The sequence below is a fragment of the Gordonia sp. 11cp genome, from assembly GCF_057767225.1.
This window is the reverse complement of sequence record NZ_CM173437.1, coordinates 1,579,455-1,594,696: the sequence shown is the minus strand read 5'-3', so window position 1 is coordinate 1,594,696 and position 15,242 is coordinate 1,579,455. Positions and strand designations below refer to the sequence as shown.

Genomic DNA, 15,242 nt, shown 5'->3' with positions numbered 1-15,242 from the left:
TGCGGCGTCGTCGGCGCGGGTCACGACGGTAGGGTGACAAGCCGTGAACGACACATCCTCGTCCGGGGCGGCGGCGTCTGGGCCCTCACCGAATGGGGCGGTCCCATCGGACACGGCGCGCTCGGACGGGCGGACCGGTGCGAGCGACCCGGAACGGCGCACGCGCCTGCTCGCCTCCGCCGCGATCGCGCTGCGCGGACTCGACGATGTCCTCGTGCCCCTCGGCGAACTGTTCGAGACCGCGGGCCACGAGCTGTACCTGGTCGGCGGCTCGGTGCGCGACGCCGTCCTCGGCCGTCTCGGCAACGACCTCGACTTCACGACCGACGCGCGTCCGGAAGCGGTCTCCCAGCTGCTCCGGGGCTGGGCCGACGCGTTCTGGGACGTCGGCATCGAGTTCGGCACGGTCGGGGTCCGCAAGGGCGATCACCTGATCGAGATCACGACGTTCCGGGCGGACTCGTATGACCAGGTCAGTCGTAATCCCGAAGTCACCTTCGGCACCTCGCTCGAGGACGATCTGATCCGACGCGACTTCACCGTGAACGCGATGGCGGTGCAGATCGGTTCGTCGGGGGCCCAGGATTTCCGGGACCCGCTGGACGGTCTGACCGCACTGCTGTCGGGGATCATCGACACCCCGGCGACCCCCGAGCAGTCCTTCGGCGACGACCCGCTCCGGATGCTGCGTGCGGTTCGGTTCGTCTCCCAGCTCGGATTCCGGCTCGCTCCGCGGGTGTGGCAGGCCATCACCGAGATGAACGGTGAGATCGATCGCATCACCGTCGAACGCATCCGCACCGAGCTGGACAAACTGATCTGCGGCGAGTTCCCGATCGAGGCGATCGACGCCATGGTCGAGACCGGTCTGGCCGAGCGGGTGCTGCCCGAGGTGCCGGGGATGAAGCTCACCATCGACGAGCACCATCAGCACAAGGACGTCTACCAGCATTCGCTGACCGTGCTCCGCCAGGCCATCGACCTCGAGGACGGCGATCCGGACCTGGTGTTGCGCTGGGCAGCCCTGCTGCACGACATCGGCAAACCCGCGACGCGCCGCCACGAACCGGGGGGCGGCGTCAGCTTCCACCATCACGAGGTGGTGGGCGCGAAGATGGTGCGCAAACGGATGCGGACTCTGAAGTACCCGAAGGCGGTGGTGGCCGACGTCGCGCAACTGGTCTTCCTGCACCTGCGGTTTCACGGGTACGGCGACGGCGCGTGGACCGATTCGGCAGTCCGTCGGTACGTCACCGATGCCGGTCCCCTGCTGGACAGACTGAACAAACTCGTGCGCGCCGACTGCACCACTCGCAACAAGCGGCGCGCCCGGCGACTGCAGCAGAACTACGACGATCTCGAGCAGCGGATCGCCGCCCTGCAGGCGGCCGAGAACCTCGAGAAGGTCCGACCCGACCTCGACGGCAACGCCATCATGGAACTCCTCGGCGTGCCGCCCGGCCCGATCGTCGGCCAGGCGTGGCGTCACCTCAAGGAACTTCGACTCGACCGCGGCCCCCTGAGCCGCGACGAGGCGGAGGACGCCCTGCGGGAATGGTGGGCGGCCCGCGGCGGGAACTGACCAGTCCGTGCCGACGGTGGACCCGCCGCGCTCAGCTCGCGGGTGCGAACACCTCGATCGCGTGGGGTACCGCCTCGAAGACGGCAGGCAGCTGTCCGATGAGGTCACCGTCGACCGACACGAGGGCCGGCGGGTCGCAGTAGAGTTCGACCTCCGCGCCGCGCATCGTCCGTACGTTCGGGCTGTCGATGTGCTTGCCCGAGAACACTTTCGGGAAGACGCGAGCGATCGTCCAGCGGGCCATCCGCGGCGGGGTCAGCGCGAGTGTCACGTCGAGCTGGCCGTCGGTGATCGATGCCGCAGGCGTGATCTTCATACCGCCGCCGTATGACGTGGTGTTGCCGATCGCGGCGAAGATGAGGTCGGATTCGACGGCGTGGTCGTCGACGCGGACCTGATAGTGGCGCGACCGCAGCGCGAGGAGTTCGAGCAGCGCCGCGATCGTGTACCGGGACTGTCCGCGCGGGCGGCGCATGTCGATGGCCCGCGCGGTGACGGCTGCGTCGAATCCGGTGGCGGCGACCGTGCTGAACAGCGCGGTCTGACCGTCCGGGAAGCTGACGCGTCCGAGGTCGATCGCTCGCCGGTGACCGGCGAGGATGACCTCGACGGCGTCCGCCGGATCGAGTGGGATGCCGAGGTTGCGGGCGAAGTCGTTCCCGCTGCCGGCCGGGATGACGGCCAGTGGTTTGCCGGAGCCGATGGTGGCCTCGACCGCCAGACGCACCGTGCCGTCGCCCCCCACGACGACGATGACGTCGGTGTCTCCCCGGGCTGCCTTGCCCGCGAGGTCGGCGGCGTCGGCGACGTCCTCGCCGACGATGATCTCCACCTCCACGTCCCGGGCGCGCAGGAGTTCTGCGGCATCATGGGCTACACGGAGTCCTGCTCCGTGACGCGCGTACGGACTGGCCACGAGTGTGGCGTGTTCGATAGTCATATGAGTCGGCCCCCCGCCGTTCAAGTGATCCGTTACAGTGTTACACATCATGGCAATCCGTAACGAGGAGATCGGCGATCTCGTTCTGGATGCAGCACGGAGCTGTCTGCTGCGAAGCGGCGGACGCAAGGTGACTGTCTCCGAGGTGGCCCGACAAGCAGGCGTCAGTCGACCCACCGTGTACCGCCGCTGGCCCGACATCACCGAGATCATCCGCGCTCTGTTGACCCGCGAGGTCCTCGGGGTGGTCGAGGAGGCCATCGGCGGGGCCGGCGAACCCGCCGACCTGGAGGCGCTCGTCGCCCGGGTGGTGTCGGTGGTCGGCGCGCTCCGGGACGACGAACTGATCGCCTCGCTGTGGCGCGAGCAGCGAGACTTCATGTCGCCGTACGTCTTCGAGCGTCTCGGTACGAGCCAGCAGGGAATTCTCGCGATTCTCGCGGACATGCTGTCGGCGGGTCAGGAACGGCGTCAGGTGCGTGCGGGCGACGCCAAGCGCATGGCGGCGATGGTGCTGCTGATCGCGCAGTCGTTCCTGCAGTCCGGAGCGCTGGTGTCCGACATCCTCGCGGAGGGGTGGAGCGTCGAACTGCACGAGATGCTGGCCGGTTACCTGCGGCCGGTCGGTCCGGGCGCCAACGGATGACGGCGTGAGTGCCGATGTCACGGTGGTGAATTCCTGATGGCGACCCTGTCCGCCGGCACGCGCCGCCGTGCGCTGGACCGTCTCGCGTCCGGTGAGCCCCTCGACCTGCTGGTCATCGGAGGTGGCGTCACCGGCGTCGGTGTGGCGCTCGACGCCGCCACCCGGGGGCTGCGCGTGGCTCTCGTCGAGAAGGACGATCTGGCAGCGGGCACCTCGCGATGGAGCAGCAAGCTCGTCCACGGCGGCCTGCGGTACCTGGCGAGGGGCGAGCTCCGGATCGCGCGCGAGAGCGCCATCGAACGTCACCACCTGATGACCGCCATTGCCCCGCATCTGATCGCCCCCCTTCGGCAGATCATCCCCGATCGCGGCGGCCGGCACAGCTCGATCATCCGTTTGGGACTCCGAACGGGGGACATCCTCCGACGCAACGCGGGTACCCCGGACTCGTTGTTGCCCCCACCCTCACGGCTGTCGGCGCTGGAGACGCTCGGCCGTTGCCCGGCCGTGTCGCCCGACGGCTTGCGCGGCGGGATCTCCGCCGCCGACGGTCAGCTCGTCGACGACGCGCGGCTGGTCGTCGCCCTCGCGCGGACGGCGGCGGGTTACGGCGCGTCGATCTGCACCCGCGTCCGGGCCGACCGCGTGGACGGCCGCGGGGCCACCCTGACCGACCGGGAGACGGGCGAGAGTTTCGACGTCGGCGCCCGGATGGTCGTGAACGCCACCGGCGTCTGGTCCGGCGGTGTCGACGATGCCATCGCCGTACATCCCAGTCGCGGAACGCATCTCGTCATCGACGCGGCCAGGCTGGGGTTTCCCGACGCCGCCCTGATGAGCCCGCTGGGCACCTCGGTGTCGCGGTTCGTCTTCGCGATACCGGCCCAACTGGGACGTGTCTACGTCGGTATCACCGACGTCGCCGCGCCGGGGCCCATCCCGGACGTCCCGACGCCGGACGAGTCGGAGATCGACTTCCTTCTCGATGCGATCAATCCCGCGCTCGCGCGGCCACTCGACCGCTCGGACATCGTCGGCACGTTCGCCGGTCTGCGACCGCTCGTCGACACCCGCGGCGGCCGTGACGCCGACGCCCTGGCCGATGTCTCGCGGCAGCACCACGTCGGTGTCCGCGGCGATGGCCTCGTCAGCATCCTCGGCGGCAAGCTCACCACCTACCGGCGCATGGCACAGGACGCCGTCGACGCCGCGCTGGCGACCACCGATCTGTCCGCCGGAGACTGCGTCACGACCACGACGCCGCTGGTCGGGGCGCTGCGGAGTCCGCGCGAGCACGGTCTGCCGTCGTCGTTGGTGCAGCGCTTCGGCGGTGAGGCCCCCTCGGTCGTGGACGCCGCCACACTCGACCGTCCCCTGGACCCGATCGTCCCCGGCATCGACGTGACCCGCGCCGAGATCGAGTTCGCGATGACCCACGAAGGGGCTCTCGACGCCGACGACATCCTGCACCGGCGCACGCGGATCGGACTCGTCCGGCGCGACGCCGACGCGGCCCGCCCGGAGATCGAGCGGATCGTCGGCGAGATCCTCGGGTGAGGAGTCCGGTGTCGAGGCGTTACCGGGTGTGTCAGTAACCCATCGTCCGCAAGGCGTCGGCGACGCGGTCGAGGTCGGCTCTGCGCACGTCGAGATGCGGGCTGATCCGGAGGACCGGATGTTCGGTCGCGAGCGGCGCGCGCCAGGTGTCGGCGGCGGTGACCAGGACGCCGAGTGAGAGCAACTTGTCGCGGGCGGCGGCGATGTCGTCGAACTGCCACCCGGGGGGCGGCGCGAGGGTGACGATCGCGGACGGCTCGTCGAGTGGTTCGAGCACCTCCCAGCTCGCGATGCCGTGGAGCCGTTCCCGGGTGGCCTGACCGATCTTCGCGAGTTCGCGGAAGACGCGCTGCTGACCGATCTCGAGCAGCTCGCGCACGGCGACACCGAGTCCGAGTCGTCCGGCGATGAACGCATCGGAACCGTCGATGTGGACTGGCCGCAACGAGTCTCGGCGTACCGCGACGAACCCGACGCCACGCGGGCCGGTGAGCCATTTACGGCTGGTGCCGTAGACCACGTCGGCGCCGGTGACGGTGGGGACGTGACCCACCGACTGCGCCATGTCCACCACGACGGGCACGCCGGCCCGGTGTGCGAGTTCGACGATCCGCGTGACCGGCTGCACCACACCGGACATCGAGCCGATGTGGCAGACGTGGATGAAGTCCGGCTGATCGAATTGCAGCATGTTCTCGAGTGCGTCGGTGTCGACGTGACCGTAGACGTCGCCGTCGGGCATCGTCCGTACCGCGTAGCCGCGGCGCTCGAACTCCTCGAGGTTGGGCCCGAATTCGTTCTTGGCCACCCACACCGTCGAGGTGACGGGGAGGCTCCAATGGGTGAGAAGCGCACGCAGCGCGGCACGGGCGCTCTCGCGGAAGACGATTTCGTCGCCGGTGTGGCCGATCAGAGCAGCGAGATTCCTTGTGTCGCGCGCGATCTCGTCGGCGCGGTCGTCAGCGGCGACATAGGAGCCGCGTTCGGTCTCCCGCCACAGGTGCGCGGTCATCGCGCCGATCAGCGCATACGACGAGCGGCCCGCCGAAGCAGAGTCGAGATGTGCCAGGGCTGGTTCGAGCCGGGCCGCGTGCCACTGCTCGCCGAGATCGCTGACATACATGGGCCACAACCTACCGGGTGGTCGTGTGCTGGGTCACCACGTGGGTGGTGCGGGTGACGCACTGTCCGGGCTGTGTTCCGTCCCGGGGGAACCGGACAGGGTCCCGCTGCGTCCAAGAACCCATGGAGCCGGTGATCGAGTACTTCTTCGGGCCCGGCGACGGTTCGATGACGCGCTGGTTCTCGCCGGCCGACCTCATCCTCGGGGAGACACCGGGCGGGGGCACCGAGAATGCCGTCGCGCTCGACTTCGACGGCGACGGACGTCGTGACGACGCGATGTGGGACACCGACGCGGACGGTGTCGCCGATGTCGCCGCGCTCGACGTCGATGACGATGCCGGACCCGAGGCCTTCTACCGCGACTCCGGGGCCGGTCTCTGGGACCGGCCTGTCGCCTGGCTCGAACTCGATGAGCCGGTACCGCGACACGACGCGCCCGAGCGGACCACGGAGTCGCCGGCGGCGCACGTCACCCGGGTCGACCTCGACGACGATGGTGACCCCGATGCGGAGATCGTGGGAGCCGATCGGGGCGGCCGGATCGTCGGCGAACGCCTGTACGTGGATGCCGACGCCGACGGCGGTCACGATGTGGTGCTGGTGGACGTGAACGGAGATGGGGTCGCCGACGCTGCCTACGACCGACGGGATCCGCGGTTCACGCGGCGGGGTCGGTGACGGTCGTCCGCACCGTCGTGGGATCGGCGGACCAGTGCCCGCGTGGATGCAGGAGGCGCACCACGAGCATCCCGACCAGGTACAACACCACCCCGAGCACCACCAGCCCGACCGCCCGGCCGTCGTCGGGGATCGCGAGGGCCGCGACGGTCACCGCGCCCACGTAGGCGATGTTGAACACCGCGTCCTGGACCGAGAAGACCTGGCCGCGCACCGCGTCGCCGACGTCGACCTGCATGGCCACGTCACCACACAGCTTCGCGACCTGGCCGATGAGCCCGAGCACGAACGCCGAACCGCAGATCACCGCGAACTCGAAGCTCAGCACCGACAGCTCCGCGACGGCCCCGACGCCCAGGGCGACGAGGAGCGTCACGTACCGACCCACCCGTGCCACCGCGATCGGCGTGATGACGGCGGCGAGAAGCGCCCCGGCGCCGGTGAACCCGATGACCACGCTGACCCGGTCGACACCGTCGCCGGGACCCATCTGGCGCGTCAGAACCAGGATCATGAGTGTGTTCATCCCGAACACGAGCCGATGGGCTCCGATCGCCGACAGTGCGGCGGCCACGGTCTTGTGGTGCCGGACGGCTCGAGCGCCGTGCCACAGCCCGACGGAGACCGCGTGCAGCGCCGATCGGCCCGGATCGTCGGGCTCGTCGGGTCCGAGCTGCAGCGGACGGAACCCGTGTGCCAGCCCGCCGGAGACGACGGCCAGCACGATCCCGGCGAGCATGGTGAGTGCACTGCCGACGTTGTCGTCGCCGAAGATCGCGCGCAGCCCCAGTGTGACGCCGAGCCCGACGGTGAGCATCCCGCCGCCCAGTGTCGTGAACAGCGCGTTGGTGGCCACGAGCACCTCGCGCCGCGCGACGTGCGGCAACCCGGCGGACAGACCGGCGGCCACGAACCGGCTCGCGCCCGTCGCGGCGAGCGCGGAGATCAGCACCACGACGTCGGGTGCGCCGGAGGCGACCGCCAGTGCGACGAGCCCGATGATCAGCCCGCGCAGGAGGTTCGCATACAGCAGCACGTTGCGTCGATCCCAGTGGTCGAGCAACGCCCCCGCGAACGGGCCGATCAGCGAATACGGCAGCAGGAGAACCGCAAGACCGCCGGCCACCGCGAGTGGGTCGGCGTGACGCTCGGGGTTGAAGAGAATGCTGCCGACCAGCGCGGCCTGGAAGATGCCGTCGGTGATCTGACTCGACAGACGGACCGACAACAAGCGGCCCAATCCCGGTGAGGATCGGAGGGAACGGATGAACACCGACCACCCGCGTGGGTCGCGGGTCACCTGGGCGTTGCTCACTGATCCAGGGTACCGAGCCGACGATGGACCTCGTCGGGCACGGACGTGCGATGATGGTCGGGTGGCCGGAGGTGAAGACGCAGACGATCCCACACCGGAATTCCGCCCCGGAGAACACTCGGCGGGCAGCGGTGGTGGTGCACGTATGCCCGGAGTCCCCTGGGACGCCGACCCCACGCCGCGGGTGCGTCCCGGTACCGCGCTGATCGCGTCGACCGACCTCGTCGAGCCCACTTTCGCGCGGACTGTCATCTACGTCATCGAGCACAACGAGTCGGGCAGCCTGGGCGTCATCCTCAACCGGATGAGCCAGACAGCCGTGCACAATCTGCTGCCGCAATGGACCGACATCGCGGCGTCGCCGCGCGCCCTCTACGTCGGCGGACCCGTGAACCAAGAGGCCGCGCTGTGCCTGGGTGTGGTCAAACCCGGCACCGACATCGACGGCGTGCCTGCTCTGCGCCCGGTGGACGGCCGGGTCGTACTCGTGGACCTCGACGCCGACCCCGAACCTCTTGCCGACGTCCTGGAGGGCGTCCGGATCTTCGCGGGGTACAGCGGCTGGGGAATCGGGCAGCTCGACGACGAACTCGACCAGTTCAGCTGGATGATCGCGTCGGCACTCCCCCGCGATCTGCTCGCGCCGCCGGCGTCGGACGTGTGGTTCGACGTCCTGCGCAGGCAGGCCTGGCCCAAACCCCTCCTCGCGACCCACCCGATCGATCTCAGCCTGAACTGAACCCCGCACGGCCGTGTCGGTGATGCTGAGCATTCCCTGGGACACCCCGTGATCCAGGTCACGAACGAGGTGTTAGGTTGTTGTCGGCTTGGTCACAAGCTCGCTGGATGAACCGTTTGTTTCGCCAGCGCATGACATGCGGGGGTGTGCATGAGCGGGTCGAAGAGTGCTCGGGTTCTGGTCGGGGTGGTCCTCGCGGTGGTCGCGCTGATTGCGCCGATCGCGGTGGCCGGCGCCGCGCCGGCCGGACCGAGCGGCGGTGCCGATGCGGCGCGGTGGGCGGCGAGCCATGACGGCCCGCAACCGTACGCCGGCGTCAACGTCACCTGGGACGTGCCGATCCGGATGAGCGACGGCACGGTGCTCCGGGCCAACGTGTACCGCCCGGCCGACGTCCGCGAGCGCCCCACGTCGACGAAGACGCCGGTCATCGTCAACATGACGCCGTACACCAAGCTGATCACCACTGTCGGATCAGCGGTGCTGCAGAACCCGGTCCTCGAGCCCTACCTCCTCCAGATCGCGCGGTCGATCAACCTGTCCGGAACGCCGATCGACGGCATCAACGACATCGCGCACACGATTCGCGACGGCGGCGCGAAGACCTTCCTCGTCGACTTCGACCTCGTGCGCAGCGGGTACACGCAGGTCGTCGTGGACGTGCGGGGCACCGGCTTCTCGCAGGGGGTCTGGGATGTGTTCCAGTCGCGGGAACAGCGCGACACCATCGAGGTGATCGACTGGGCGTCGAAGCAGCGGTGGTCCAACGGCAAGGTCGGCATGTCGGGTGTGTCGTACTCGGCGATCAACCAGATCCAGGCCGCCAACAAGAACCCGGCGGCACTCAAGGCGATCTTCCCGGTCGAGCCGGGCGGCGACCTCATCCGCGACATCGTCGCCCCGGGCGGCGCGCTCGGCGTCGGCTTCCTGCCGCTGTGGCTGACGCTGGTCAACACGACGAAGATGATCCCGAACGTCGCGTCGATGCTGAACGGCACGTTCGACTGGAAGTGGCTGGCGGACCGGATCTCCGACCCCTTCACCTTCTACCCGCAGCTGTTCGCCGCGCTCCTGACCCCCGACATCCCGTCGGTGCCACCGAATCTGAAGGCGTTGCTGGACACCGATTCCGAACCGCGGTCGTCGTGGCTGGACCACGCCGATCGCATCACCACCCCGACGCTCATCTACGGCGGCTGGTTCGACCTCTTCACGAACAGCGAGGTCCGGATGTACAACAACATCCCGCTGCCGCCCGGCAAGAAGCAACTCATCATGGGCGACGGCTATCACCTCACGATCGGCGGCGGCCAGCAGGGTCGAGCCAACACCCCGCCGCGGCTCGACGTCTTGCAGAAGGCGTGGTTCGACAAGTGGCTCAAGGGAATCGACAATGGCGTCGACGCCTACGGGCCCGTCAACCTCAAGCAGGTCGGCGACTCGTGGATCACCGCCCAGCAGTTCCCGCGTGCCGGTATGGAACGTCAGCGGCTCTATCTCGGCGACCGGCGCAGCGGTACCGCGGCGCATGCGGTGCGTGACGGCAGCCTGACGCCCGCGCCCTCCACGTCGCGGGCCCGGATGACCATCGCCCCCGGCCTGGCACCGATGTGTTCACGCGACGCCGCACAGCAACTGGCCGGTGCACTCGCGATCTTCCCCTTCTGCGCCGACGACGCACGCATCTCCGAGCGCGCCGCCTTGTCGTTCACCACTCCCCCGCTGACCACGACGCGCAGCGTGTCCGGGTACGCCAACGTGCGGTTGAACACCGTCCTCGACGCCACCGACGGCTACTGGACCGCCACCCTGAACGACGTCGCCCCCGACGGGACGTCGAAGGTGCTCACCTCCGGTCAGGTGATGGCCTCGCTGCGCGGGTACGACGATGCGGCATCGCAGTTCGCGCCCAACGGTGACGTGATCGACCCGTTCTACGAGCTGACGCTGGCGTCGCGCCAGCCCGTCGTGCCGGGCCGTCCGGTGAGCGTCGACATCGGCCTGCTGCCGACGGAGGCCCTCATCAAGCCGGGGCACCGTCTGCGGGTCGACGTGTTCGCGATGAACTTCCCACGAGGACTGCCCCTGCGTCCGCTGCTGAACGAGTCGGGCCTGCGGCCGCAGCACATCCAGCTCGACCCGAACCAGCCGAGCTTCGTGAACCTGCCGGTGTCGACACCGATCGGGTAGGCGTCGACGACCGTGGTGCTACGGGGCGCACCGTTCCCGGCCAGGTGGGTTCATCGGGAGCAGTCATTGTCGACGTAGATGATGTTGGGACTCATCACGGCGAATCGTGAATTCCTGAACCAGTTCTCCACGGATACCACCGTCCGTCCGCACGCGAACGACGCGGCGGGCTCGACGTCGATGACCGTGCGGAATGAGATTCCGCCACCGCCGCTGTTCAGTCGGACCCCGATCGGCGCGGCGCCGAGATCCGGACTCGGTGCTCCGTTCGGCTGCGTTTCGTTGAAGATCGAGGTCGATCCGTCACGCACGTGGGCCTTGTCGCCGACGACGACGCTCTGCAGCGACAGGTCTCGGTACTGGTCTTCGACGTAACCGGAGCCGACCGACTTCAGTTCGACCGAGAGGTCAAGGGCGACAGGAGTTCCCGGAGCCACCGTGATGGACTGGATGTGATCGGTACCAGATACCGTGCCGTTTCGCGACGGTTCACCGGCGAACACCTCGGACCGGATCCGGAGATTCTGCGCGAACGACGAGAGGTCGACCGGCGTCACGGTCAGGGCGGCCGGCTCAGCGACCGCAGGCGGCTCAGCGGCATCGTCCGTCATCTCGGTGAACGAAACCCCCGCCACTGCACCGATGATCGCCGCCACGACGAACCCGGCCGCGATCGCGGGCCGCGACGTGAGCGGACCCAGTAGCCGCGGCACTCCGGTCGACGTACGCGCGGACGGCGTCGTGACCCGTTCGGATGAGGGAGGACCCGCCGGGGGCGTGTCACCGCTCGACCCGTGCGACACCTTCGTGCCGAGCACCTCATGGTGCAGGTGGGCGGATACGTCGGGCTTTCGCCAGTCCAGCCGATGCAGATTGGAGAGGTTGTAGCGGAACATCTCCGACAGCGGGGTGTCGTCCAGCATCAGCGGGATGATCGGCTTGTCACTGTCCGCGGCGAGCCCGACCTCGCGGGCGCAACCGCGAGACGTGGACGTCTGCTTGGAGTAGACCAGCAGCAACACATCGGCTTGCCCGATGGCGCTGTTTATCTGAACCGTGTAGTCGCCTCGATGGACATCGCGGAACATCGCCCAACACCGCGCCTCACCCGATGCTTCTACGGCGTCGACGATGTCACGTACCGTCGACTCATCTCCTTCAGAGTAGGAGACGAAGACGAGCCGCTTCGGGTTTCCGGCAGACGGGGTGGCGTCCATGCCCGCATATTTCCACAAGTCCGGCCGGAGAACCTCACTCATTGAGACCGATATCCGATCCTTTCGCCGCAGAGGCCTCCACTCGTGGCCGAGTGTTGCCTGAGGAGTCCCTGTTGGGTGAGTTCCGGGACACGTCGTTTCACTCGGAAGACTCCCGGTTCCAACCGAGTATCAAGTCGAACGCCTCGACGAAGCTCTGGCACACGAGCGAGACGGTCGACGCCAGTTGTTCGACGCTGATACCGGTCTGCAGCGGAATCGCCCCGGATATCTCCAGCGTCAGGTCGTCACCGTCCCTGCTCACCCCGGCATGGGCGGCGGCATGGATCCCGTTCCATCGCCGGCAGATGCGGTTCATCTCTTCCACCGAGTGGTCGTGCACCGAGAGGGCCATCGAACTCCGGGCGGCGAACCTCCGAGGTCCGTGCTCAATCAGGTTCCACCGCAGGGTCACCGGCCGTTCGGTCCCTCGCCGGCCGGCAATCACCACCAACTCACCGGTGTCCGCGCTGGTGACGACATCTTCGTGGTGGAAGAGCACCTCGAGGTGTTCGAGCGTGGGATCCATCAGCCGAACCGACCGCACCTGGCCACGTGTCGCGGTCGTGTCACCGGCCATCGCCCGGACGACCTCCGTGATGACACCGAGCCGTTCGATCAGCACGGTCGTCCGGTAGTCCGGCACGGTACGCGAGAGCCACTCTGAGGCGCCTTCGTCGTCGTTGCTGTCGACGAGCTTCTCGAACTCGGCGAGCTGTTGGTCGGTCAGGCCTGCGCTCAACTCACTGCCGACACGCTTCTGCACTTGTGTGAAGGCGCGGTTGGTGAGTTCGGCGAGGTCCGTGTCGTCCAGTCCCGGCAGCAGTACCCCCAGAACTGTGAGCATTCCGTGGTCGGCGACGGGTGCGGTCGTCGTGGTGGCGGTCATCGGTGCTCCTTGGTAGACGGTGTCTCTCAGCCCGGTTACCGATCCCGTCATGCGCCCAGCGCCTCCTCCTCACTCGGCTGCGTACGGTCGGGCAACTCGTCCTCGAACCCGACGACGCCGCCGCACCCGGCGTCGTTCGCGCCGGCGGCTGTTCCGTCCGCGGCCTTACGCTTTGCGAGCCACTCGTCGAGGAAGGACGATCCGTCACCCGTTTGCCGTGACGGCGTGGCGGTACCGGCCGACGCCTCGCCGACGCGGGACTTCCCCAGTGCGGCGGCCGCGGTCTCCGCGCGATACGGGTCGACCAGGAGGGCGTGACTGCGCGCCGACACCATCTGCTCGAAGGTACGTAACTCGCGACCGGCGCGCGGTTCGATCCGCTCGTTGTGATCGATCACGAGCGTGTGCGGCACCGCCGCCGCGATCGCCGACCGCATCACGATCGCCGACAGATCGGGCAGGGTCGTGAGAGTCGATGGCTCGACCATGCCGCCGAACCGAGTCGTCAACGCGGGGAGATCCGAGACCGCACTGCGAAATGCGATCGTGGTCCCGACGTTCCCGTCGACGGCCGGGCGCAGGTCCTGATCGAGTTGATCGATGTACTGGTGGGCCAGGGTCACCGACAGCCCGAACTTCCGACCTTCGGCGAGCATCGTCGACAACGAGCCGGAGATCAGCGAGTGTGCCTCGTCGACGATCACCGAGAACGGTCGCTCGCGGCGCGATCGCAGCAACGCACCCGCCCACACACGATCGAGGTAGAGGTAGCCGAGCAGCCGGGCCGCGGTCTCCCCGATCCCGGCCTTGGACAGATCGACCAGGATGATCCGATCGGAGTCCATGGCGTCGGCGAAATCGACTGCATTGCGACCTGATCCGAGGATCGCACGCACTGGCGCCGTGCCGGAGAAGCCCTCGAACTTCGAGTTCACCCACGACACCAGCTCCCCGTGATCCGACGACCTTCTCGCGGTCTTGTCGTTCTTCCAGAACGCGATCAGCCGCGCATCGGTCGTCCGCTTCAACGCCTCGATCATCGCCGAATCGTCGCCGAGGATGACTGGGACGTCCAGAACCGATGCGGTGTCCCCGTACAGCGCGGTGAGGGCCCGCAACCCCATCGCGACACGTTCGCGGAAGCGCGGACCGACGATCCCGGTCTCCTTCTTGTCGAAGAGTTCCTGGAAGATCGCGCAGGTGGCGTCGATCGCGATGTCGCGTCGCACGGGATCCGACTCCGCCAGAGGCGAGATCGGGACTGCGTTGTCGACGTCGCCGCACCTGATCAGCCATACACGATCGGCACACTCGGCGGGCATTTCGGCGATGACCCGGTCGACCAGCGTCCCATGTGGATCGAGCAGGATCAGACCCTCACCCGACGTTGCCGTGTGGTGGACGAGACCCGCGATCGCGGAGCTCTTGCCGGTTCCGGTGCGTCCGACGACGTGAAGGTGCCGCACCCGCTCGTGAGCGGAGAGTTGAACGGTCGCAGCAGTTCCGGCTGCCGTGACGGCGCTGCCGATCCTGACCGCGCCGAGAGTCTCCGTGCCGCGCACCGGTGTCACGGGAATGGGTGAGGCGGGAGCGGTGTAGCAACCGGGCATCGGGTCGGGACCGCCGACCGGGATCGGGAACGCCGACGACAGGTCGTCCGGATCGATGCCGAGCCAAGTCGGCTCAGCGGCGCCGGCGTCACCCGCGTGGCCGACGACGAGGCCGGGAAAGTGTCTGCGCGCCATAGCGCGGACACGGATGCCGGGCGTCGTCGACGACAGGATTCCGTGAGAGACCAGAAATCCGTCATCGGCGACTCTCAGTCGTGCGGTGAGTCCGGTGCCGGGGAGGGAACTGAGCTCGCGCAGAAACGCTTCCAGGTCGGTCTTCCGATCGGGCCGCCAGGTGTCGCGGCCGCCGCCGGAGCCCGTCGATGCAACCACGAAGCCCAGACGGGCGTCGCGATGTTCGGGCACCAGGGGACGGACTACACATTCCGGGAGGAGATCTCCCGATGACGTTGTCGTCTCGGCGATTCCACGGAGCGCGTCCGCCACGGCATCGACCAACTCGGCGGAACCGTCAACCCCGACGACCGCGATTCGAATCCCGACGATTCCGAACTCGTCGGCACCCATTTCGAGGGCCAGTTCCGCCTCGGGCACCTCGCGCAGGATGCGACCGAGGGCGGCCGGCACGGCGTCCCGTAGGACACGGGCGCGTTCCTGCGGAAACCGGCGCAACGCCGTCAACTCGACACCGACCCCGGCGTCGGTCCTCTTCGGCCCGTTGTCTCGGCGGTCTTCCACTTGGTCCTCCCTTGTT

Annotated in this window: 12 protein-coding genes; 6 read left to right on the top strand and 6 right to left on the bottom strand. The window is 68.3% G+C overall.

Annotated features, from left to right (window positions below; translation table 11 throughout):
* Positions 1-166: 166 nt before the first annotated feature.
* Positions 167-1,582, top strand: a complete 1,416-nt coding sequence (locus AC3B6C_RS06990) for a CCA tRNA nucleotidyltransferase (RefSeq protein WP_055476385.1) — start codon at positions 167-169, stop codon at positions 1,580-1,582.
* Positions 1,583-1,613: 31 nt separating this feature from the next.
* On the opposite strand, the gene AC3B6C_RS06985 is transcribed toward AC3B6C_RS06990, so the two are convergent.
* Positions 1,614-2,522 (bottom strand): diacylglycerol/lipid kinase family protein, encoded by a 909-nt coding sequence (locus AC3B6C_RS06985; RefSeq protein WP_055476374.1) that lies wholly within the window; start codon positions 2,520-2,522, stop codon positions 1,614-1,616.
* A 49-nt stretch (positions 2,523-2,571) separates the two neighbouring features.
* Here AC3B6C_RS06985 and AC3B6C_RS06980 point away from each other — a divergent pair, with 49 nt between their 5' ends.
* Complete coding sequence (locus tag AC3B6C_RS06980; RefSeq protein WP_014928711.1) at positions 2,572-3,168, top strand: TetR/AcrR family transcriptional regulator; 597 nt, start codon at positions 2,572-2,574, stop codon at positions 3,166-3,168.
* A 36-nt stretch (positions 3,169-3,204) separates the two neighbouring features.
* Entirely contained in the window at positions 3,205-4,725 is a 1,521-nt protein-coding gene (locus tag AC3B6C_RS06975; RefSeq protein ID WP_488375518.1) for a glycerol-3-phosphate dehydrogenase/oxidase, read from the top strand.
* Positions 4,726-4,756: 31 nt separating this feature from the next.
* Here the strand turns inward: AC3B6C_RS06975 and AC3B6C_RS06970 are convergent, their stop codons facing one another.
* Positions 4,757-5,848, bottom strand: a complete 1,092-nt coding sequence (locus AC3B6C_RS06970) for an aminotransferase class V-fold PLP-dependent enzyme (protein ID WP_055476377.1) — start codon at positions 5,846-5,848, stop codon at positions 4,757-4,759.
* Positions 5,849-5,970: 122 nt separating this feature from the next.
* Here AC3B6C_RS06970 and AC3B6C_RS06965 point away from each other — a divergent pair, with 122 nt between their 5' ends.
* Positions 5,971-6,528 (top strand): hypothetical protein, encoded by a 558-nt coding sequence (locus tag AC3B6C_RS06965; protein ID WP_488375517.1) that lies wholly within the window; start codon positions 5,971-5,973, stop codon positions 6,526-6,528.
* Here AC3B6C_RS06965 and AC3B6C_RS06960 read toward each other — a convergent pair.
* On the bottom strand, positions 6,509-7,843 hold the full coding sequence (locus AC3B6C_RS06960) for an MFS transporter (RefSeq protein WP_488375516.1): 1,335 nt from the start codon (positions 7,841-7,843) through the stop codon (positions 6,509-6,511). The genes AC3B6C_RS06965 and AC3B6C_RS06960 overlap by 20 nt on opposite strands.
* 145 nt (positions 7,844-7,988) lie before the next feature.
* Here AC3B6C_RS06960 and AC3B6C_RS06955 point away from each other — a divergent pair, with 145 nt between their 5' ends.
* Both AC3B6C_RS06955 and AC3B6C_RS06950 read left to right on the top strand, forming a co-directional pair.
* The gene (locus AC3B6C_RS06955) at positions 7,989-8,582 is read left to right on the top strand and encodes a YqgE/AlgH family protein (RefSeq protein ID WP_488375515.1); all 594 of its coding nucleotides are present in this window, start codon (positions 7,989-7,991) and stop codon (positions 8,580-8,582) included.
* A gap of 150 nt (positions 8,583-8,732) precedes the next feature.
* The gene (locus AC3B6C_RS06950) at positions 8,733-10,772 is read left to right on the top strand and encodes a CocE/NonD family hydrolase (protein WP_488375514.1); all 2,040 of its coding nucleotides are present in this window, start codon (positions 8,733-8,735) and stop codon (positions 10,770-10,772) included.
* Positions 10,773-10,822: 50 nt separating this feature from the next.
* Here the strand turns inward: AC3B6C_RS06950 and AC3B6C_RS06945 are convergent, their stop codons facing one another.
* The 3 genes from AC3B6C_RS06945 to AC3B6C_RS06935 all read right to left on the bottom strand — a co-directional run bounded on the left by AC3B6C_RS06945 (position 10,823) and on the right by AC3B6C_RS06935 (position 15,226).
* Entirely contained in the window at positions 10,823-11,989 is a 1,167-nt protein-coding gene (locus tag AC3B6C_RS06945; RefSeq protein ID WP_488375512.1) for a toll/interleukin-1 receptor domain-containing protein, read from the bottom strand.
* A 139-nt stretch (positions 11,990-12,128) separates the two neighbouring features.
* A complete protein-coding gene (locus AC3B6C_RS06940) occupies positions 12,129-12,917 on the bottom strand; it encodes a DUF5663 domain-containing protein (RefSeq protein ID WP_488375511.1) in 789 nt (262 codons plus the stop codon).
* Positions 12,918-12,964: 47 nt separating this feature from the next.
* Positions 12,965-15,226, bottom strand: coding sequence for a type IV secretory system conjugative DNA transfer family protein (locus tag AC3B6C_RS06935; RefSeq protein WP_488375510.1), 2,262 nt, complete (start codon positions 15,224-15,226; stop codon positions 12,965-12,967).
* Between the last annotated feature and the right edge of the window lie 16 nt (positions 15,227-15,242).